Consider the following 19,265-nt stretch of genomic DNA (forward strand, 5'->3'; position numbering starts at 1 on the left):
GTGGGCGTGCGCCCCGTCAAGCGCCTCGCTCAGATGTCTGCTCATCGCAGAATCGAAGCCTGGGACAGGCTTGACAGTGGCGTACGCCACTCCTAGCTTCGCAACTACGTTGCTCAGAATGCAACGCAGATGGGCTCACGTCAGCCCCTCGGGACGCCGCTCCGTCGACTCCCGGCCCGGGGCGCGCGTCGCGTCGCATCCCGGCACCCGTGCACCGACCGTCAGGGAACAGGAGAACCACGATGTCCGTCACCGAGCTCGAGCGTCTCAAGGTCATCCACAACGGGAAGAAGGAGAAGCAGACCTTCTCCGCGGAAGAGATGGAGCGCCGCCTCTCCTCGCTCCGGAAGGTCATGGCCGAGGAGGGCGTGGACGTCGCCCTGCTCACCTCGTACCACAACGTGAAGTACTACTCGGACTTCCTGTACACGTCCTTCGGCCGCCCCTACGCCTATGTCGTGACCGCCGACGACCAGTACACCGTCTCGGCGAACATCGATGCGGGCATGCCGTGGCGGCGGACGTACGGTGACAACGTCGTCTACACCGACTGGCACCGCGACAACTACATCTGGGTGATCCGGGAAAGCCTGGCGCAGCGCGGCGTGAAGCCCAGCCGCATCGGTGTCGAGGACGACACGCTCCCCACCGAGATGCGGCAGAAGTTCGCCGCCGCCTTCCCGGACGCCGTCCTCTCCGACATCTCGAAGGCGGCGATGCGCCAGCGCATGGTCAAGTCCGCGGAGGAGATCGAGGTGATCACCCACGGCGCCCGGATCGGCGACCTGGGCGGTGAGGCCATCCGGGCCGCGATCACCGAGGGCGTGCCCGAGTTCGAGGTGGCGCTCGCCGGCACCGACGCGATGGTCCGGGAGATCGCACGGACCTTTCCGCACACCGACATCCGCGACACCTGGGTGTGGTTCCAGTCCGGCATCAACACCGACGGCGCGCACAACTGGCCGACCACGCGGAAGGTTCAGCGGGGCGACATCCTCAGCCTCAACTGCTTCCCGATGACGTCCGGGTACTACACCGCCCTGGAGCGGACGCTGTTCTACGGCGAGCCGGACAAGCGCTCCCTCGAACTGTGGGAGATCAACGTGGCGGTGCACCGGGCCGGCCTCGAGCTCATCAAGCCGGGGATCAAGTGCTCGGAGATCGCGCACACGCTCAACGAGATCTACATCTCCCACGGCCTGCTGCCCAACCGCACGTTCGGCTACGGCCACTCGTTCGGCGTGCTGTGCCACTACTACGGCCGGGAGGCCGGCCTCGAGCTGCGGGAGGACATCGACACGGTGCTCGAGCCGGGCATGGTCGTGTCCATGGAGCCGATGATCATGGTGCCGGAGGGGCAGCCGGGTGCCGGCGGCTACCGGGAGCACGACATCCTCGTCGTGCACGAGAACGGGGCGGAGAACATCACCAAGTTCCCGTTCGGGCCCGAGCACAACATCCTCGGCGTCTGAGCGATCGGCGATGCCACGCCGCGGCCGCCCGCGGCGTGGCATCGTCGGCACTTCCACCACGATCCACGGAGTCCGATGACCACCTCCGAGAGCCTGATCCAGCCCGACGACGTCCCGGACGGGGGCGAGACGCGCGGGATCTCCGTGCTGCAGAACGGCCTGGCCGTCCTGCGTGCCTTCACCGTCGACGAGCCGGTGCAGGGGGTCTCGGAGATCGCGGCCGCGATCGGCCTGCACAAGAGCACGGTCTCGCGCATCCTGGCCACCCTCGAGCTCGAGAACCTGGTCGAGCGCGACCCCACGACCCGGCGGTTCCGGCTCGGCCTCGGCGTGATCGCGCTCGCCGGCCCGCTGCTGGCCGACCTCGACGTGCGGCGCGTCGCCTATCCCGTGCTGCAGGGTCTCAGCCGCCTGACCGGGGAGACTGCCGCGCTGATGGTGTGGGACGGCGGCGAGGCGGTGTGCGTCGAGCAGGTGCCGAGCTCCCACCAGGTGAAGCACACGACCCCGCTGGGCACGCGGTACAACACGGCGGCCAGCTCCTCGGTGCAGGTCTTCCTGGCCCAGCTCGATCCCTTCACCGTGCGCTCGCTGCTGGTCAAGGGGGTGATCGACCACCCCGGGCTGACCGAGGCGGCGCTCGACGCCTATCTGGTGCGCCTGCGGGAGATCGCCGAGCGGGGCTACGCGGTCAACTACGGCGAGACCTCGCTGGAGGAGGTGGGCGTGGCGGCTCCGGTGTTCGATCACCGGGGCGAGCCGGTCGCGGCGGTGCTGGTGTCCGCGCCGCGGTTCCGGATCTCGACCGAACAGCTCGGCCTGATCCGGGAGGCGGTCACCGCGGCTGCCCGCGACGTCGGTTCGCGGCTCGGCGGCGGCTAGGGGCGCCTTGACGCCGTCGGTCAGATCCCGTGGCGTAGCCGCAGCGCCAGGTGCAGGGGCAGCCCCCGGTCGGTGCCGGTCGGGTCGCCGCCCACCATGCTGAAGGCGCGCTCCAGCCGTGCGTACAGGGACTGCCGCTGCACGTGCAGCACCTCCGCGGTGCGCGTCTTGTTGCAGCCCGAGTCGAGATACACCTCGAGGGTGTGCATCAGGGTCTCGCCCTCGTTCGGGCGCAGCGAGAGAAGCATCGCCAACTGGCCCCGGACGAACTGCTCGCGCGGACGGCGCAGCTCGTCGGTGTCGAGCAGGGTCTCCACTGCGGTCGTCGTCGTGTCCAGGACGCAGCCCGGCCCGAACGCCGAACGCTGCCGCAGCGAGGACACGGCGAGCTCCATCGACGTCGAGATCGACTCCAGGTCCGGCATCACCGGACCCACCGCGACGACCACCGCGTCGAGGTCGCGCGCCCACTCCCTGAGCTCGTCGAGCAGCGCGTTCCGGTTCACCGGGGCCGCTCGCCGGTCGGGAAGGGACAGGACGACGCGCACGTCGGTGTCCGAGGCGTCCATCGCGATCCGGCCGTACCGCCGGAGCAGTCCGTCGATGCCGGGCAGGCCCGCGCTGCTCGCCGACGTGGTGAGGGCCAGGCCGACGACCGGGTCGCGGGGGTCGAAGCCGATGAGCTGCCCCAGCTGGATCAGCCGCGCCTGCTCCAGCGGCAGCCGGCAGGCCAGCCGCGCCAGCTCGCTGGCCGCGAAGTCGCGCGTCGACAGCGGCTGGCTGCGCAGCAGCGCCAGGCCCACCGCCTCGCTCGCCCACTCGCTGACGACGGCGAGCAGATCCGGGTCGGTGTCCGGCCGGGGGTAGAACACGAGGCTCGCCGCATGTGCCCCGCGGACGTTGATCCGGGCCGTCGTGCCACCGGCGGGAGTCGAGGTGTCGTCCGGTGCGGCTGCCGAGCCGTCCTGGAACCCGGCGATCAGTCGGCCGGCGCTGGTGAAGAGAGCCACCGGGACGCCGGTGCGCTCCACCAGCAGCTGCAGCAGCGACTGGACGTCACCGCCACGCGCGAGGATGCCGGACAGGGCGTGGGCGAGCTCACCGCCGAACCGCAATCGGGTCACCGACTCGTCCACCAGTTCGGCGTTCACCGCCTCGGCGACGTCGACGAAGGGGATGCGGCGGCGCAGCTCGATCACGGGGAAGCCGAGCGCGTCGGCCTCCTCCCGCAGCGCGGCGGGGACGGCGGGCAGCCCCGGGCCGGTCTCGATGGCCACCGCGGCCACGTTCCGCTCGGCCAGTTCGCGGACGTAGCGGCGCTGATCCGGGGCGGCGGCGCCGGCCAGCATCTCCCCACCCGTCAGCAGCAGCTCCCCGCCGCGCAGCAGCGAGGCGATCTCCATGACCTCGCTCGAGTGCACCCACCGCACCCTGCGCTGCAATCCGGAGTGCCCGGCGCATACCGACGGCTCACCCCGGCTGAGGCTGGGGTGACGGAGGATGCCCTCAAGCGTGAACTGCATGACGAAATGTCCGGAAACTGTCCGACATGCGCGACAGAATGCCTCTTGTCCACTGTGATGCACAACACCCACGATGTGGCGACCCCGAGCACGTCCGTCCTACGGAGGCCCCCATGTCAGCCACGACCGATTCCGAGCCGGCGTCCATCCACGACGTCGAGGACCAGCTCCAACCCATTCCCGAGAGTTCCCGCACGACCAAGGTGTCCGGACAGTTCTGGATCTGGTGCGGTGCCAACATCGCGCCGATCAACTGGGTGCTGGGCGCGCTGGGCGTGAACCTGGGCCTGGGCCTGCGGGACACGCTGATCGTCCTCATCCTCGGCAACCTGGTCGGGATGGCCGTCTTCGGCCTGTTCGTCCTGATGGGTCAGCAGACCGGCGTCACCGGCATGGTGCTGGCCCGGGCGGCTTTCGGACGGCGAGGCAACTACCTGCCCTCGCTCATCCAGGCGGCTCTCTCGATCGGCTGGTGCGCGGTCAACACCTGGATCGTGCTCGACCTGGTGATGGCCCTGTTCGGCAAGCTGGGGTTCGTCGATCCGGCGGGACACAACTACGGCGCCAAGGTCGCGGTCGCGGCCTTCCTCATGGTGATCCAGATCGTGATCTCGTGGCTGGGTTACCGGGCCATCGCGGCCTTCGAGCGCTGGACGGTCCCGCCGACCATCGCCGTCCTCGCGCTCATGTCGATCACTGCCTGGTTCTTCCTGGACATCAACTGGTCCTACGCCGGTCCCGAGGGCGCCGTCCTCACCGGTGCGCCCCGGTGGGCCGCGATGACCGGGATCATGACCGCCATCGGCATCGGCTGGGGGATCACCTGGTTCACCTACGCCGCCGACTACTCGCGCTTCGTCAGCACCTCGATGCCCCGGCGCAAGCTCTACCTCGCCAGCACCCTCGGCCAGTTCCTGCCGGTCGTCTGGCTCGGTGTGCTGGGCGCGACGCTGGCGACGAAGAACGGCTCCGTGGACCCCGGCCAGCTGATCGTGGAGAACTACGGCGCACTCGCCATCCCGGTACTCCTGCTCGTCCTGCACGGCCCCATCGCGACCAACATCCTCAACCTCTACACCTTCTCGGTCGCCACCCAGGCGCTGGACGTGAAGTTGTCGCGACGCAAGCTGAGTGTCGTGGTCGGTGCGCTGGCGATGCTGGTCGTCATCTTCTTCATCTTCGAGGGGAACTTCGCCTCGACGCTGGACACCTGGCTCGTCGGCCTGGTCGCCTGGATCGCGACGTGGGGCGGCATCATGCTGGTGCACTACTACCGGATCGAGAAGGGCCGCCCGCGGGTGGACCGGCTGTTCGACCCGGTGGGCACGCGGCGGCTGCCCGACGTCAACTGGGCCGGCTACGTGGCCTTCTTCGTCGGCATCTTCGCGACCTGGCTGTTCATGTACGGCCTGATCCCGTTCTTCCAGGGTCCGATCGCGATCGGCATGGGTGGGGTCGACCTCAGCTGGCTGGCCGGCGGCCTGACGGCCGCGGCGGTGTACGCGGTCCTCGGTCCGATCGTCGCGGCGAAGTACGACACGGCGACGCTCTCCGGTTCCGTGCGGGGCGGCGCCTCGGCGCCGGACCGGCGGGACGCCGAGGCACCCGAGGTCATCGCATGAGTGCCGCCTGGCCCGGGGGGCACCGCGCGGCGGCCGCCTTCACCTTCGACGTCGACGCCGAGTCGTGCGTCCTCGCCCACGACCCGGGGGCGTCGGCACGGATGTCGCTGATGACCCATCAGGCCTACGGGGCCCGGGCGGGGGTGCCGCGGCTGCTGCGGCTGCTCGAGCGGCAGGGGGTGACGGCGACGTTCTTCGTGCCCGGCTTCACCGCCGACACCTATCCGGACATGGTGCGGCAGATCCGCGACGCGGGGCACGAGATCGCCCACCACGGCTACCTGCACGAGCCGATGCAGGGCATCTCCGCGGCGGCAGAGGCCGAGTACATCGACCGCGGCCTGGAGGCCCTCGACCGGCTGGGCGTGCGGCCGGTGGGCTACCGCGCTCCCTGGTGGGAGCTGAACTGGCACTCGGCCGACCTGCTCATCGAGCGCGGCTTCTCCTACGACTCCAGCCTCCTCGACGGCGACGTGCCCTACCGGTTCCACGGCGAGAGCGGCCGGGGCAGCATCGTCGAGATCCCGGTGGACTGGGGCCTCGACGACTGGGAGCAGTACGCCTTCTACCCCGGCTGGACGGGCAGCGGTGTCATCGAGAGTCCCGCCAAGGTGCACGAGATGTGGCTGCTCGAGGCCCAGGCCCACCATGCCGAAGGCGGTTGTTTCGTCCTCACCAATCACCCGTTCATCTCCGGCCGCCCGTCGCGGGCGGCCGCCCTGGAGCGGCTGATCGAGGACGTGCGGCGGCTGGACGGCATGTGGGTGACCACGCTCGGCGAGATCGCCGCGCATGCCGCGGCGACGATCGACGAGGTCCGTGCGATCAACCGGGTGGAGTGCCCGCCGGGTTACTTCGACAAGCCGGCGCTGTCGCCGGTGTCATCGATCGCGCACTGACGCCACACCCTGGACGCGAAGGCGCCCGGCCCACCGAGAGGCGGACCGGGCGCCTTCGCCGTGCGGACGTCGGGGCGCCGGCGGTCAGGCCTCCTCGCCGATGTCCTCGGCCCAGAGCTCCGGACGCTCGGTGAGCATTCTCTGCATGAGCTCGATGCAGTCGGGGTCGTCGAGGACGTCGAGCCGGACCCCGTGCGAACGAAGCAGCTCCTCGGACGCCTGGAAGCTGCGGTTCTCGCCGATGACGATGCGCGGGATCTCGTAGAGCAATGCCGTCCCCGCGCACATGTAGCAGGGCGACAGCGTCGTGTAGAGGACGCTCCGCCGGTAGACCGAGGCGGGCAGGCGGCCGGCCCGTTCGATGCAGTCGGTCTCGCCGTGCCGGATGGCGCTGCCCATCTGCACGCGGCGGTTGCGCCCGACGGCGAGCACCTCCCCGTCGTGCACGAGGGCCGCGCCGATCGGGACGCCGCCCTCGGTCCACCCCAGCCGGGCCTGCTCGATCGCGAGCCCGAGGAAGCGACGGTCGTCGCCGGCTGCGGTTCCGGTCATCGCTGTGTCCTCCACGTCGTCAGGTCGGCGGCCGGGCACATCATGCGTCCGCGGCCGCGGGTTCCGGGAACTCCTCCGGCTCGGAGGCCGCCGCCGGCTCGTCCGCGGGGCGCTCGGCCGGGCGCTCGGCTGCCTCTCGCTCGGCCTGGCGGGCGGCCGCCCGCTCGGCCGCCGCCGCCGCGAAGTCGGTGGCGAGCCAGTCGTGGCCCTCGCGCAGTAGCGTCCAGACCCGCTCGACGTGCGCGCGGGTGGTGGCCGGCGCGCCCACGGCCACGCGCAGCACCACCTGCCCCCGGACGGTGGTGTGGGTCAGGAAGACCTCGCCGCCGTCGTTGAGCCGCTCCAGCAGCGTCATGGTGGCGACGTCGGCGTCCACGTCGTCGGCCCAGCGCGGGCGCAGGCAGACCAGCGAGAACGGGTGCGGCGTGACGACGTCGAACCGTTCGTCGGCGTCGGCCCACCCGGCGAGCTCCTGTGCCAGCGCCACGTGCGAACGGATGTGCGCGCGCAGGCCCTCGGCCCCGTACCAGCGGAGCACGAACCACAGCTTGAGGGCGCGGAAGCGCCGGCCGAGCGGCACCTGCCAGTCGCGGAAGTCGACGACGGCACCGGCATCGGTTGCGGCGTTGCGCAGGTACTCCGGGAGGATCGACAGCGCGCCGGTCAGCGCGGCGCGGTCGGCGACCCAGAACAGGGTCGCGTCGAAGCCGGTGAGCAGCCACTTGTGCGCGTCGGTGGTGTAGCTGTCGGCCCATTCCACGCCGGCCTGGAGCTCCCGGAGCTCCGGGACGACGCCGCTGACCCCGGCGTACGCGGCGTCGACGTGCAGCCAGACGCCGTACTTCTGGCAGATCGGACCGAGCTCCGCCAGCGGGTCGATCGCCGTCGTGGACGTGGTCCCGACCGTCGCGCAGACGAGGACCGGCGTGTAGCCGCGGGCGACGTCCCGCTCGAGCCGGGCGGCCAGGGCACCCGGCCGCATGGCGAGATCGCCGTCGACCTCCACGATGCGGACGGCGTCCGTGCCGAGGCCGGCGATGCGGACGGCCTTCTCCATCGACGAGTGCGTCTCCGACGAGACGTAGACCGTGGCGCGCTCCGGGTCGACCCCGTGCCGGACCGTCGCTCCGGTGGACGATCGGTGCAGCGCGGCGAGCAGGGCGACGAGGTTGGCGCCGGAGCTCGAGTCCTGGACGACGCCGCCGCCGGAGCCGGTGGAGCGGAAGGACGCGGGCAGATCCAGCAGATCGGCGAGCCAGTCCATGACCTGCTGCTCGAGCTCGGTGGCCGCGGGGCTGGTGACCCAGGACATGCCCTGCACGCCGAGCCCGGCGGAGACGAGGTCGCCGAGCACCGAGGGACCAGACGTGTTGGCCGGGAAGTACCCGAAGAAGCCGGGGTGCTGCCAGTGCGTGATGCCGGGCAGCACGACGCGGTCGAGGTCGGCGAGCACGGCCGAGAACGGCTGGCCCTGCTCGGGCGCCGCCGCAGGGAGCGACTCCCGAACCTCGCCCGGCGCGACCTGCGAGCGCACCGGCAGCGACCCGATCCGGCTCCAGTAGTCGGCGATCCAGTCCACGACCTCGTGGCCGTGCTGCCGGAACTGCTCGGGGGTCATGTGCGGAACGGGCTCGGTCACGGCGTCACCGTATCCGCGCGACGGCCGTGCCCCGGAGGGGAGCACACCCCGATGATGGGCCCGTGGCGTTCGAGGGGCTCGTGCACGCGTCGGACATCGCCGACGGCAGCTGGATCGCGCCGCGGCTGCACGGTTTCGGTGGCCGGGTGCACTGCGTCGTCCCGGACGGCTACTCCGCCTACGCGCGGATCCTCCACCCGGCGTCCGACGACGAGGGGCAGGCCGTGCCGTGGGCGGAGGTCTGCCACCGGACGGGGCGGATCGCGCACGCGCTGATGCAGTGGAACAGCATCGCCACGGACTGGCCGGGCAACGAACCGAGCATCGGGAACCTGCCCGCGGAGTCGTTCGCCCCGGTGCTCGACGTCCTGGCCGGTTTCACGACGGCCGACGCGGAGTGCTGCCACGCGCTGTGGGAGGGCTGGGGATGGCTGCACCCGGGTGGCTGGTGGCTCCTGTCGGCCACCGGTGACGGCGCCCCGGGACCGGAGCCCCACGCCCCGACCGGGCTGCCACCGGAGATCGTCCGCGGACCCATGCTGGAGCTGCCCGGACGGAACCACCTGGTGTTCCGCGGTCCGCTGCGCGCCGCAACCACTCCTCGGCCACCAGGTGACCGAGGAGTGGTTCCTCCCGCAGTCCCCGAGCCTGCTCTGGCCGGCGGACCGGTCCTGGTGCCTGGGCACCGAGATCGACGTCGACTCGACGCTCGTCGGCGGCCCGCAGGAACTGGTCGACGCGCTGCGACAGGCGCCGGGCCTCGAGGTCTGGCCCGTGGAGCCCGGCGACGACCTGACGGTCGGCGGTGACACGGTCAACGCCTGAGCGCGCCGTCGTCGTGAGGAGTGGGGCCCGGAGGGTCCCCACGACGAGCGAGTGGAGGGCTCAGCGGAGGTCGGGAACGGTCGCTGGTCGCGGTGTCGTCCGGAGGACGACGATGTGCACGGTGCCCCCGGTGCGACTCGAACGCACACTGCGCGGGTTTTGAATCCGCTCCCTCTGCCGATTGGGGTACGGGGGCGTGCCGGTCACCCGGCGGCTGCCCGGGAAGCCTAGCGGGGAGGTGGGGGACCTCTGACGTCGATAGGCTCGCGCCCGTGAGCTCCGAGACGATCCGTGTCCTCATCGCCGAGGACGAGGCGCTCATCCGCCTCGACCTCAAGGAAATGCTCGAGGAGGAGGGGTACTCGGTCGTCGCCGAGGTCGGTGACGGTCAGCAGGCCGTGGACCGGGCCAAGGAACTGTCTCCCGATCTGGTGATCCTCGACATCCAGATGCCGGTGTTGGACGGGTTGTCGGCGGCCGAGCAGATCGCGGGGGAGCGGATCGCCCCCGTCATCGTGCTGACGGCGTTCAGCCAGCGGGAGCTCGTCGAGCGGGCGCGGGACGCCGGCGCGATGGCGTACCTGGTGAAGCCGTTCAGCAAGAACGATCTGGTGCCCGCCATCGAGGTGGCGCGAGCTCGCTTCTCGGAGATGGCCGCGCTCGACGGTGAGGTCCGCACCCTGGAGGAGCGTCTCGAGACCCGCAAGGTCATCGAGAAGGCGAAGGGCCGGCTGATGGAGGAGCAGGGCATCACCGAGGCCGAGGCGTTCCGGTGGATCCAGCGGACGGCGATGAATCAGCGCACCTCGATGAAGGCGCTCGCCGAGTCCATCCTGGCGCCGGAAGCCAGCGAGAGCGCGCCGGCGGTCGAGAACTGATCGGTCCCGGATAGCCCTGCTCGGGTGACGGTTCGCGAGCCGTTCACCCCTGCGTGTCACCGGTCGAACGTGTGCGTGGTCACGTTTTCATCACGGACCGTCTTGTTGGTGTTCACGCGTAGACACCGCCGCGTCGGCCTGCCTACGTTTCCCCACGGCCTAATCAGAACGCACTTCGCGGCCGGCCCCCCACAGGCCGCGATGGAAGCAGGAGGACGCAGTTGATGCGCATTAACCGACCCGCCACCCGGTGGGTCCTTCCGCTGGCGCTGGCGAGTGCGCTGGCCCTGACGGCGTGTTCCAACGACAGCAACAAGGGCTCCGGCAGCAGCGGCCTCGGTGGCAGCGGCGGCGGTCAGACCTACAAGATCGCCTTCCAGGGTCCGCTGTCCGGCGACAACGCCCAGCTCGGCATCAACGAGGTCAACGGCGTCGACCTGGCGATCGAGCAGGCCAACGCCAAGGGCGACCTCGGCTTCAAGCTCGAGCTCGTGAAGGCCGACGACCAGGGCTCGCCCGAGCAGGCGCCCACGGCCGCCGCTCAGGTCCTGCAGGACGACGCCGTCCTCGGTGTGGTCGGACCGTCGTTCTCCGGCGCCACGAAGGCCATCGGCGCCACCTACGGCGACGCCGGTCTGTCCTTCATCTCCCCGTCGGCCACCAACCCCACGCTGTCCCAGCAGGGCTTCCCGACGTTCCACCGGATCGTTCCTTCGGACAACGTCGAGGGCTCGCAGGCCGCCGACCTGTTCGTCAAGAAGGGCTACAAGAAGGTCGTCGTGATCGACGACCTGTCCGACTACGGCAAGGGTGTCGCCGACGAGCTGCAGCGCGGGCTCGAGAAGGGCGGCGTCACCGTGCAGCGGATCGGTGTCGACGCCAAGACCACCGACTACGGGTCGACGGCGACGCAGGTCGCCGCCTCGGGTGCGCAGGCCGTGTTCTACGGCGGTTACGACGCCCAGGCCGGTCTGGTCGCCCAGGCGCTGCAGGCGGCGGGCTTCACCGGTGACAAGTACACCGGCAACGGTGGCAAGTCCTCGGTGTTCACCGACGGTGCCGGCCCGGCCGGTGACGGCTGGTACTTCACCTGCGGCTGTTCGGACGCCACCGTCGCTCCCGCGGCGAAGGACTTCACCGCGGCCTACAAGAAGAAGTTCAACACCGACCCGTCGACGTACTCGCCGGAGGCCTACGACGCGGCCAACGCCATGATCCAGGCGATCAAGACCGCGGCCAAGGACGGCACCCCGACCCGCGAGTCGGTCGAGAAGGCCGTGGACGGTCTGGACTACAAGGGCATCACCACCCAGGTGAAGTTCGACAAGACCGGTGAGGTCGACGCGAGCGCCCAGACGGTCAACCTGTTCCAGCAGAAGGGCGGCAAGATCGTCCTGCTCGGCAACATCAAGGACCAGGGCTGATCACCATCCGGTAGCACGCACGTCGTGTACTGACACCGGAGGGGCGGGGCGGGTCCGCAGAGACCCGGACCGCCCCTCCGGCCTGTCATCATCACGAACTGCCTCTCGCGGACACCGCGGGAGGACGCTGGCCCGCCCGCTGGACGCGAGAGGCGCACGTTCCTTGACCGACTTCCTGAACTATCTGATGCTCGGGCTCACCCGGGGGTCGATGTACGCCCTCATCGCGCTCGGCTACACGCTGGTCTACGGCGTCCTGCAGCTGATCAACTTCGCCCACAGCGAGGTGTTCATGTCGGGCGCGTTCGGCAGCTTCCTCGTGGTGCACGCCGTCGTCGGTGACGGCAAGAACATCTCCGGGGTGGAGCAGGTGCTGGTCGTCCTGCTCGGGCTCTCGGTCGGCGCGCTGAGCGGCGCAGTGGTCGCCTACGCCCTCGAGCGCGTGGCCTATCGCCCGCTGCGACGACGAGGGGCGCCCAAACTCGCGTTCCTCATCAGCGCCATCGGCGCCTCGTTCTTCCTCTCGCAGCTGTTCGGCAAGCTGTTCAACCGGCTCGGCAACAACCAGTTCCCCGACTACCTGAACAAGAACTCCACCTTGTTCACCGTGTTCGGGGCGCAGGTCAAGCTGCTGCAGGTCGTCATCATCGTCGCCGCCGTGCTGCTGATGATCTTCCTCGACCGGCTGGTGTCGGGCACCAAGCTGGGGCGCGGGATCCGTGCCACGGCCGAGGACGCACCGACGGCCGCGCTCATGGGCGTCGACATCGACCGGACCATCTCGCGCACCTTCATCATCGGTGGGGCACTCGCCGGTGCGGCCGGCTTCCTCTTCGGCTCGGCGTTCGTGTTCACCAACACGATGGGCTTCATCCCGGGCATCAAGGCATTCGCCGCCGCGGTGCTCGGCGGTATCGGCAACATCCGCGGCGCCATGATCGGCGGCCTGCTGCTCGGCGTCGCCGAGAACCTCATCCCCACCGCACCGTGGTCCGGCGGCCACGCCTGGATCGGCCAGCAATGGACGGACGTCGTGGCCTTCGTGATCCTCATCCTGATTCTCGTGTTCCGGCCGACGGGCATCCTCGGCGAGCGCCTGGGGCGTGCGGCATGAACCAGCGGCGCACTGTTCCCGAGTGGGTCGGCCGGGCGGTCGCCTGCTTCGTCGGCGCCGTCGTCCTCGCGTTGATGGTCGGGCCGCAGCAGGGCTCCAAGGACGACTACGGCCTGACCTTCCGCCACCAGGTCCTCAACGTGCGGATCGTCTGGTTCCTGTTGCTGGGTGCCGCCGTCTTCCTGGGGATCACCTACCGGGAGACCGTCGCGCGCTACGCCCGGCGCCCGGGCATCCGGCCGCTGGTCGTCGGCGTGCTCATCCTCCTGGCGTCCTTCTTCCTCATGCGGTGGTACGACCCGCTGGGCAACAACGGCAAGTTCGGCGGTCTGGCCAGCGCGGTCGGCGACACCCCCGGGCTCGCCCCCGTAGCCACGATCTTCTTCGGCTGGCTGTGGTGGGTCTCGATCTTCGTGCTCATCGCCGGCATCTTCGTGGCGATCGCCCGCACGCTGCGGTGGCTCGGCTGGGTCTCCGCCGGCGTCGCGGTCGTCGTCGGCGTGATCGCGCTGGTCGCCCATTCGGCGGCGGTCAGCGCCGGTGGCGGGATCGACCACTCCTTCGGCGCCTCGACGGCGTTCATCGGCTACCTGGTGCTCGCCGGGGCCGGAGTCCTGGCCGCCCGGTCGCGGGCCGAGACAGCGGCCACCCGCGAGTTCGTCGAGCGGGTCATGGCCTACCGTCCCGGCCTCCCGCTCGTGGCGATGGGACTCGTGCTCGGAATCCTGGCCCTGGTGAGCGCCACCTGGTTCGCTCCGCAGCGGAACAACGCGACGCTGGTCGACACCAGCTCGCTGTTCAGCGGTACCTCGGCCTCGGCTCTCACCATGGCCTATCTCGGGTGGCTGGGGTACGTGCTCTTCGTCGTCGTCCTGGCCTTCGGCGCGGCCGCGGTCTGGACCGGACGCCGCGCGCTGGGCTACGCGGCCGCCGTGGTGGCCCTCGTCGCGATCCTGCTGACCGTCATCACGCTGCACGACATCAGCAAGACGGCGTTCGAGGCCGGTGCCGGCGCCGGCCCCTGGCGCGACCTGGGCACCGGCGGCTGGCTGCTGTCCATCGCGCTGTTCAGCATCGGCTCGGGTGGCTTCATCGCCGCCCGGCGGGCGCCGGTCCGCGGCCGGAGCGAGATGGTGGGCGGGGCGACCGGCTCCAAGGTGGCCGGCCGCCTGCACGGCATGGGCGCGTCGACCACCACCCTCAGCATCGCGCTGTTCGGCGTCGGGCTGGCGCTGTTCTACCCGCCGACGGCCACGACGTTCTGGCAGCAGGCGCTGGTCACCGACATCGGCGTCTACGTCCTGCTGGCCATCGGGCTCAACGTCGTCATCGGCTGGGCCGGCCTGCTGGACCTCGGCTACATCGCCTTCTACGCGATCGGCTCGTACACGACCGCGTACTTCACCGGATCGCTGCCGGTGAAGCCGCCGTCGTGGCTGACCTTCTCGCCGTTGTGGGCCATCCCGTTCGCCGTCGTCATCTGCCTGATCGCCGGTGTGCTGCTGGGAGCGCCGACCCTGCGACTGCGGGGTGACTACCTGGCAATCGTGACCCTCGGCTTCGGCGAGATCATCCGCATCATCGCGGTGAACAACCCGGGCAACTTCACCAACGGCCCCCGTGGTGTCGCCTCGGCGGTGCCGCACCCGGTGATCAACCTGGGCTTCTTCCGGATCGAGTGGGGCGGCAACCAGTTGCAGTACTGGTACCTGCTGCTCGTGCTGGTCGCCCTGCTCGTGTTCCTGTTCTACCGGCTGGAGGACTCCCGGCTCGGGCGCGCGTGGGCTGCGGTCCGCGAGGACGAGGTGGCGGCACAGGCCACCGGCGTGAACACCACGCGGGTCAAGCTGCTCGCGTTCGCCATCGGGGCGTCGACGTCGGGGCTCGCGGGTGTGTTCTTCGCCAGCGACATCGGCTACTTCAACCCGCAGAACTTCATCCTCAACAACTCGATCCTGATCGTGGCCTACGTGGTGTTCGGCGGGATGGGCTCGCTGACCGGCGCGATCGCGGGCGCCGCGGCGCTGACCTGGCTGCCCGACTTCCTCCGCGACCAGGTGCCGAGCGAGGACCGCGTCATGTGGATCGGCGCCGTGCTGGTCATCATGATGATCTTCCGTCCGCAGGGGCTGATCCCGGCGCGCCGGCGCAAGGCCGAGCTGTCCGGGATCGCCGGGCACGATACGAGCGTCGAGCCGGGCCTCCAGGCAATTCCGGCCGGCGAAGGGGTGTGAGCGGGATGAGCGAGTCCGCGACCGCGGTCCGTCCGGCGGCGGACGCCGGCGACCTGGTGTTCGACGTCCGCGACATCACGCTGCGCTTCGGCGGCGTGACGAGCCTCAACTGCGTCTCCCTGCAGATGCGGCGCGGCGAGATCCTCGCCGTCATCGGCCCCAACGGGGCGGGGAAGACGTCGCTGTTCAACTCGCTGACCGGCGTCTACACGCCGCAGGAGGGCGAGATCCTGGTGTCCGCCCGCAGCGGCGACGAGCAGGTCAGCGTGCTCGGCAAGAAGACCCACGTGGTGAACCACCTCGGCGTGGCCCGGACGTTCCAGAACATCCGGCTCTTCCCCGCCCTCACCGCGCTGGAGAACGTCAAGGTGGGCATCGAGACCCGGCAGAGGTCGGGCCCCGTCTCGGCGATGCTCGGTCTGCCGTGGCAGCGCAGGGAGGAGCGCGAGTCCACCGAGACCGCCTACGCGCTCCTGCACCGCGTGGGCCTGGCGCACCGGGCGAACGAGCTGGCCGGGTCGCTGCCCTACGGCGAGCAGCGCCGGCTGGAGATCGCCCGTGCCCTGGGTACCGGCCCGGGCGTGATCCTGCTCGACGAGCCGGCTGCGGGCACCAACCCGGTGGAGAAGCGTGAGCTGGCCGCGCTGATCCGCCAGGTCAACGCCGACGGCGTCAGCGTCCTGCTCATCGAGCACGACATGAAGCTGGTGATGTCGGTGGCCGACCGGATCGTCGTCCTGAACTTCGGTCAGCGGATCGCCGAGGGGACGCCGGAGCAGATCCAGCGCGACCCGGCCGTCGTCGCGGCCTACCTCGGCACCTCCGAGGAAGAGGCCGAGCAGGAGCTGGAGACGCACGACCAGCCCGAGCTGCACCGCATCGACCTCAGCGGCAATCCGCTGGGCATCGCGGAGGGGGAGCAGGAATGAGCGAGCACACCGCTGGTCGCGCGCTGGGCGGCACGCTGCTGGACGTCGTCGACCTCCAGGTGCGCTACGGAGCCATCACCGCGATCAAGGGCATCTCCTTCACCGTGCGCGAGCGGGAGATCGTCGCCCTGCTGGGCGCCAACGGCGCAGGGAAGACGACCACCCAGAAGACCGTCTCCGGCATGCTCCGCCCTGCGGCGGGCTCCATCACCTACGACGGTCAGCGGATCGACGGCATCCCGCCGCATCACCTCATCGAGCTCGGCATCTGCCACGTCCCGGAGGGACGGCACGTCTTCCCGCGGATGACGGTCGAGGAGAACCTGGTGATGGGCGCGTTCCGCTTCCGGACGCCGGACCAGGATCTGCTGGCGCACGTCCTCGATCTGTTCCCGCGGCTCAAGGAGCGGTACGGGCAGCAGGGCGGGACTCTGTCGGGCGGCGAGCAGCAGATGCTGGCGATCGCGCGGGCCCTGATGGGCAAGCCGCGCATGCTGCTGCTCGACGAGCCCTCGATGGGGCTGGCGCCGCTGATCGTCGAGCAGATCTTCGAGATCGTCCGCGGCATCAACGCCGACGGCGTGTCGATCCTGCTGGTGGAGCAGAACGCGCGTCAGGCGCTCCAGCTGGCCGACCGCGGATACGTCCTGGAGACCGGCGAGGTCGTGCTCTCCGGCACTGGCCGCGAACTGCTCGCCGACGACCGCATCCGCGCCGCCTACCTCGGTGAGGAGCTCGCGAGCTGACGCTGCGGTAACTGTGCGTGCGGCTCCGGCGCGCCACCGTGATCGGGGCTGCTCACGGGTGCACTCTCGACCCCACCGCCAGGGGGAGGGTCCCGTGTCAGGAACCGGTTCTCGTTCTCGCGTCGTCACGCGCACGGCACGGCCGGGCGACCTGGCCGCGGTGCTGTCCCTCGTGCGCCAGCACCGGGCCGACGCGCACGCTGAAGACGTCCTCAGCGGCTCCACCCGGCTGCGTGCCGCCTCCGGCTTCCGGCGTCTCCTCGAGGACGACGTGCACCGCGTGGTGCTCGCGGTCCTCCCCGGATCGACCGCGCCGGGCCCCGGCGACTCGCCCGAGGTGGCCGTCGGTCTCGCCGTCCTGGGGTTGGACCCGCTTTCTGTCGTGCTGGGCAACCCGCAGGTCACCGTGCACACGTTCGTCGTCCACCGCGAGCACCGGCGCTGCGGCACGGGTGTGCTGCTCCTCGAGGCCGCGGCGGGGTTCGCGCGGGAGACGGGCGCCGACCACGTCGTCGTCGCCGTCGGCGGGCACGAGGCCGAGCGGCAGCGGTTCTTCGCGCGCATGGGATTCGCGCCCCTGACGACGCGGCGCATCGTCCCGGTGCATTCGCTCACGCGGACGCTGGCCGCGTGGCACCGGGGTGGCGTTCCGGTGCCGGCCCCCCGCCGGGACGGGACGATGCGCCGTCCCCGCGTCCTGCCGACGCTCAGGTCCGCCGCCGACGCCTGATCGGCACACGTACATGACCTGGCCCACGGGCACCGCAGGTGGACGCGTCGGCGCGCCGTCCGGCCCCGGGGCAACCGCGCACGCCCCGAGCCGGCTCCGCGGTTCCGGGCGGTCGCCCACACCGGGAGCGACAGGGCGGCCATGCGACGATCTGCTACTGGTATGCCCGCGGGATCGCGAGGTCCAGTAGCATGTCCCATGTGATGCGACAAGGCACGGTGTTGGTCTTCGGTGGCAGCAGCGGCATCGGGCGCGCCGTCGTCCGCCGGCTCGCCGCGCGTGGGACGTCGGTGGTCTTCACGCACCACACCGGCGCCGAGCGCGCCGACTGGTTGTGCGCCGACATCGGCGGCAGGGCGCGCACCGTCCGTTGCGACGTGCGGCGACCCGAGGACGTCGTCGCGGCCTTCGACGCGGCGGGGGACGAGCTCATCGGCGTGGTGAACTGCGTCGGCGCGTGGACCTACACCCGCCTGGACGATCTGACGGTGGCGGAGCTCGACGACTCCTGGGCCCTCAACGCCCGATCGGTGGCGCTCACGCTGCAGGAGGCCGGCCGACGGCTGCCCGAGGGGAGTGCCGTCGTGGTCGTCTCGTCCGCGGCCGCGGAGCTGGCCCCTGCTCGTCAGCTGTCCTACGTCATGGCCAAGGCGGCCGCCGAGGCGGCGGTCCGGGTCGCGGCCAAGGAACTCGGCCGCAAGGGGATCCGGGTGAACGCCGTCCGCCCGGGCGCCACCGATACCCCGCAGTTGCGGGAGACGACGTCCGAGGCTGCCATCGAGGCGATGTCCAAAGCTCCTGCCCTGGGCGGACTGGGTGACCCCGACGACGTGGCCTCGGTGATCACCTTCCTGCTCTCCCGGGGGTCGCGCTGGATGACCGGCACGGTGGTGGAGGCCACCGGCGGCCTGCGCTGAGCCGGAAGAGTCAGCCGACGCGGACGAGTCCCGTGCGGTAGCGGGCCGCGTTCTCGACGTACACCCGCACCGCGTAGTCCATGTGCTCGGCGATGCCCGCCCCTGGCCGCAGCCGCGCAGGGACGCCGAGCGCGCGGTGGTCCGGCGGGACGATGGTGTCCTCCGCGACGAGCGCGCCGGCGCCGATCAGGGACCCGTCACCGACGACGGCCCGGTTGAGCACGACGGAGTTCGAACCGATGAGGCAGCGGTTACCGATCGTGCAGCCCTCCAGATGCGCGAGGTGCCCGACCACGCAGTCGTCGCCGATGACCGTCGGCCACTCCTCCGTGGTGTGGAGCACGGTGCCGTCCTGGATCGACGTGCGGGACCCGATGCGGATCTCCCCGTAGTCGCCACGCAGCACGGCCTGCGGCCAGATGCTGGCCTCCGGGCCGATCCGGACACGGCCGATCACCGTGGCCTCAGGGTGCACCCAGGCTGCGGGGTGGATCTCCGGGGCGATCCCGTCGAGCGCCCACACCGCCATCAGGCGTCGGCCACCAGTTCGGTGTCCACGCCGATGCGCCCGACCTTGGAGGCGCCGCCCGGACTGCCCAGGGCCGAGTCCCGGCCGGGCAGCGGTTCGATGAAGAACCGCCGGTTGTCGGCGATGTGCGGCTCGTTGGCCTCGCTGACCCGCCGGTCCTGGGCGATGGCCTCCACGGGGCAGACGGGCTCGCAGGCACCGCAGTCGATGCATTCCTTGGGGTTGATGTACAGCTTGCGGTCGCCCTCGTAGATGCAGTCGACGGGACACTCCTCGACGCAGGACATGTCGGTCGTGTCGATGCACTCGGCACCGATGACGTAGGGCACGGGTCGTCTCCTCGAGTCGGG

At 70.6% G+C, this 19,265-nt stretch carries 18 protein-coding genes and 1 tRNA gene; 13 read left to right on the plus strand and 6 right to left on the minus strand.

Features of this window, described 5'->3' with window-relative positions:
• Nucleotides 1-242: 242 nt before the first annotated feature.
• Nucleotides 243-1,472, plus strand: a complete 1,230-nt coding sequence (locus AC2H4J_RS17285; RefSeq protein WP_487466121.1) for a M24 family metallopeptidase — start codon at nucleotides 243-245, stop codon at nucleotides 1,470-1,472.
• Between the two features lie 75 nt (nucleotides 1,473-1,547).
• A complete protein-coding gene (locus AC2H4J_RS17290) occupies nucleotides 1,548-2,354 on the plus strand; it encodes an IclR family transcriptional regulator (protein WP_487466122.1) in 807 nt (268 codons plus the stop codon).
• 20 nt (nucleotides 2,355-2,374) lie between these two features.
• On the opposite strand, the gene AC2H4J_RS17295 is transcribed toward AC2H4J_RS17290, so the two are convergent.
• On the minus strand, nucleotides 2,375-3,877 hold the full coding sequence (locus tag AC2H4J_RS17295; RefSeq protein ID WP_487466123.1) for a PucR family transcriptional regulator: 1,503 nt from the start codon (nucleotides 3,875-3,877) through the stop codon (nucleotides 2,375-2,377).
• A 113-nt stretch (nucleotides 3,878-3,990) separates the two neighbouring features.
• Here AC2H4J_RS17295 and AC2H4J_RS17300 point away from each other — a divergent pair, with 113 nt between their 5' ends.
• Both AC2H4J_RS17300 and AC2H4J_RS17305 read left to right on the plus strand, forming a co-directional pair.
• Nucleotides 3,991-5,499: a purine-cytosine permease family protein gene (locus AC2H4J_RS17300; RefSeq protein ID WP_487466124.1), complete on the plus strand. Its 1,509-nt coding sequence runs from the start codon at nucleotides 3,991-3,993 to the stop codon at nucleotides 5,497-5,499.
• Nucleotides 5,496-6,398 carry a polysaccharide deacetylase family protein gene (locus tag AC2H4J_RS17305; protein ID WP_487466125.1) on the plus strand — a complete coding sequence of 301 codons (903 nt, stop codon included), beginning with the start codon at nucleotides 5,496-5,498 and terminating at the stop codon, nucleotides 6,396-6,398. Before AC2H4J_RS17300 ends, AC2H4J_RS17305 begins: the two co-directional genes overlap by 4 nt.
• Nucleotides 6,399-6,482: 84 nt before the next feature.
• Here the strand turns inward: AC2H4J_RS17305 and AC2H4J_RS17310 are convergent, their stop codons facing one another.
• Both AC2H4J_RS17310 and AC2H4J_RS17315 read right to left on the minus strand, forming a co-directional pair.
• Nucleotides 6,483-6,950 (minus strand): nucleoside deaminase, encoded by a 468-nt coding sequence (locus tag AC2H4J_RS17310; RefSeq protein ID WP_487466126.1) that lies wholly within the window; start codon nucleotides 6,948-6,950, stop codon nucleotides 6,483-6,485.
• A 40-nt stretch (nucleotides 6,951-6,990) separates the two neighbouring features.
• Complete coding sequence (locus tag AC2H4J_RS17315; RefSeq protein WP_487466127.1) at nucleotides 6,991-8,589, minus strand: aminotransferase class V-fold PLP-dependent enzyme; 1,599 nt, start codon at nucleotides 8,587-8,589, stop codon at nucleotides 6,991-6,993.
• Between the two features lie 612 nt (nucleotides 8,590-9,201).
• Here AC2H4J_RS17315 and AC2H4J_RS17320 point away from each other — a divergent pair.
• Entirely contained in the window at nucleotides 9,202-9,414 is a 213-nt protein-coding gene (locus AC2H4J_RS17320) for a hypothetical protein (protein ID WP_487466128.1), read from the plus strand.
• 122 nt (nucleotides 9,415-9,536) lie between these two features.
• Here the strand turns inward: AC2H4J_RS17320 and AC2H4J_RS17325 are convergent.
• Nucleotides 9,537-9,610, minus strand: a tRNA-Leu gene (locus AC2H4J_RS17325).
• A gap of 76 nt (nucleotides 9,611-9,686) precedes the next feature.
• On the opposite strand from AC2H4J_RS17325, the gene AC2H4J_RS17330 reads away from it, so the two are divergent.
• The 8 genes from AC2H4J_RS17330 to AC2H4J_RS17365 all read left to right on the plus strand — a co-directional run bounded on the left by AC2H4J_RS17330 (nucleotide 9,687) and on the right by AC2H4J_RS17365 (nucleotide 18,386).
• Nucleotides 9,687-10,292 carry an ANTAR domain-containing response regulator gene (locus AC2H4J_RS17330; protein WP_487466129.1) on the plus strand — a complete coding sequence of 202 codons (606 nt, stop codon included), beginning with the start codon at nucleotides 9,687-9,689 and terminating at the stop codon, nucleotides 10,290-10,292.
• Nucleotides 10,293-10,516: 224 nt separating this feature from the next.
• On the plus strand, nucleotides 10,517-11,716 hold the full coding sequence (locus tag AC2H4J_RS17335; RefSeq protein ID WP_487466130.1) for a branched-chain amino acid ABC transporter substrate-binding protein: 1,200 nt from the start codon (nucleotides 10,517-10,519) through the stop codon (nucleotides 11,714-11,716).
• Between the two features lie 163 nt (nucleotides 11,717-11,879).
• Nucleotides 11,880-12,830, plus strand: a complete 951-nt coding sequence (locus tag AC2H4J_RS17340; protein WP_487466131.1) for a branched-chain amino acid ABC transporter permease — start codon at nucleotides 11,880-11,882, stop codon at nucleotides 12,828-12,830.
• The gene (locus tag AC2H4J_RS17345) at nucleotides 12,827-15,064 is read left to right on the plus strand and encodes a branched-chain amino acid ABC transporter permease (protein WP_487466132.1); all 2,238 of its coding nucleotides are present in this window, start codon (nucleotides 12,827-12,829) and stop codon (nucleotides 15,062-15,064) included. Before AC2H4J_RS17340 ends, AC2H4J_RS17345 begins: the two co-directional genes overlap by 4 nt.
• A 5-nt stretch (nucleotides 15,065-15,069) precedes the next feature.
• Entirely contained in the window at nucleotides 15,070-15,993 is a 924-nt protein-coding gene (locus AC2H4J_RS17350) for an ABC transporter ATP-binding protein (RefSeq protein WP_487466133.1), read from the plus strand.
• Nucleotides 15,990-16,739: an ABC transporter ATP-binding protein gene (locus AC2H4J_RS17355; protein ID WP_487466134.1), complete on the plus strand. Its 750-nt coding sequence runs from the start codon at nucleotides 15,990-15,992 to the stop codon at nucleotides 16,737-16,739. The genes AC2H4J_RS17350 and AC2H4J_RS17355 overlap by 4 nt, the downstream gene beginning before the upstream one ends.
• Before the next feature lie 94 nt (nucleotides 16,740-16,833).
• Nucleotides 16,834-17,469, plus strand: a complete 636-nt coding sequence (locus AC2H4J_RS17360) for an N-acetyltransferase family protein (RefSeq protein WP_487466135.1) — start codon at nucleotides 16,834-16,836, stop codon at nucleotides 17,467-17,469.
• A gap of 191 nt (nucleotides 17,470-17,660) precedes the next feature.
• Nucleotides 17,661-18,386, plus strand: a complete 726-nt coding sequence (locus AC2H4J_RS17365; protein ID WP_487466136.1) for an SDR family NAD(P)-dependent oxidoreductase — start codon at nucleotides 17,661-17,663, stop codon at nucleotides 18,384-18,386.
• A 10-nt stretch (nucleotides 18,387-18,396) separates the two neighbouring features.
• On the opposite strand, the gene AC2H4J_RS17370 is transcribed toward AC2H4J_RS17365, so the two are convergent.
• Nucleotides 18,397-18,915 carry a gamma carbonic anhydrase family protein gene (locus AC2H4J_RS17370; RefSeq protein WP_487466137.1) on the minus strand — a complete coding sequence of 173 codons (519 nt, stop codon included), beginning with the start codon at nucleotides 18,913-18,915 and terminating at the stop codon, nucleotides 18,397-18,399.
• Nucleotides 18,915-19,244: a ferredoxin gene (fdxA, locus tag AC2H4J_RS17375; protein WP_487466138.1), complete on the minus strand. Its 330-nt coding sequence runs from the start codon at nucleotides 19,242-19,244 to the stop codon at nucleotides 18,915-18,917. The genes AC2H4J_RS17370 and fdxA overlap by 1 nt, the downstream gene beginning before the upstream one ends.
• Nucleotides 19,245-19,265 lie beyond the last annotated feature (21 nt).

The sequence above is a fragment of the Blastococcus sp. OS1-29 genome (genome assembly GCF_057628075.1).

Bases quoted from the DNA above. Each gene is read 5' to 3' on its own strand.
- AC2H4J_RS17285 (WP_487466121.1), top strand. From the start codon at position 243: ATGTCCGTCACCGAGCTCGAGCGTCTCAAGGTCATCCACAACGGGAAG.
- AC2H4J_RS17290 (WP_487466122.1), top strand. From the start codon at position 1,548: ATGACCACCTCCGAGAGCCTGATCCAGCCCGACGACGTCCCGGACGGG.
- AC2H4J_RS17295 (WP_487466123.1), bottom strand. From the start codon at position 3,877: ATGCAGTTCACGCTTGAGGGCATCCTCCGTCACCCCAGCCTCAGCCGG.
- AC2H4J_RS17300 (WP_487466124.1), top strand. From the start codon at position 3,991: ATGTCAGCCACGACCGATTCCGAGCCGGCGTCCATCCACGACGTCGAG.
- AC2H4J_RS17305 (WP_487466125.1), top strand. From the start codon at position 5,496: ATGAGTGCCGCCTGGCCCGGGGGGCACCGCGCGGCGGCCGCCTTCACC.
- AC2H4J_RS17310 (WP_487466126.1), bottom strand. From the start codon at position 6,950: ATGACCGGAACCGCAGCCGGCGACGACCGTCGCTTCCTCGGGCTCGCG.
- AC2H4J_RS17335 (WP_487466130.1), top strand. From the start codon at position 10,517: ATGCGCATTAACCGACCCGCCACCCGGTGGGTCCTTCCGCTGGCGCTG.
- AC2H4J_RS17345 (WP_487466132.1), top strand. From the start codon at position 12,827: ATGAACCAGCGGCGCACTGTTCCCGAGTGGGTCGGCCGGGCGGTCGCC.
- AC2H4J_RS17350 (WP_487466133.1), top strand. From the start codon at position 15,070: ATGAGCGAGTCCGCGACCGCGGTCCGTCCGGCGGCGGACGCCGGCGAC.
- AC2H4J_RS17355 (WP_487466134.1), top strand. From the start codon at position 15,990: ATGAGCGAGCACACCGCTGGTCGCGCGCTGGGCGGCACGCTGCTGGAC.
- AC2H4J_RS17365 (WP_487466136.1), top strand. From the start codon at position 17,661: ATGTCCCATGTGATGCGACAAGGCACGGTGTTGGTCTTCGGTGGCAGC.
- AC2H4J_RS17370 (WP_487466137.1), bottom strand. From the start codon at position 18,915: ATGGCGGTGTGGGCGCTCGACGGGATCGCCCCGGAGATCCACCCCGCA.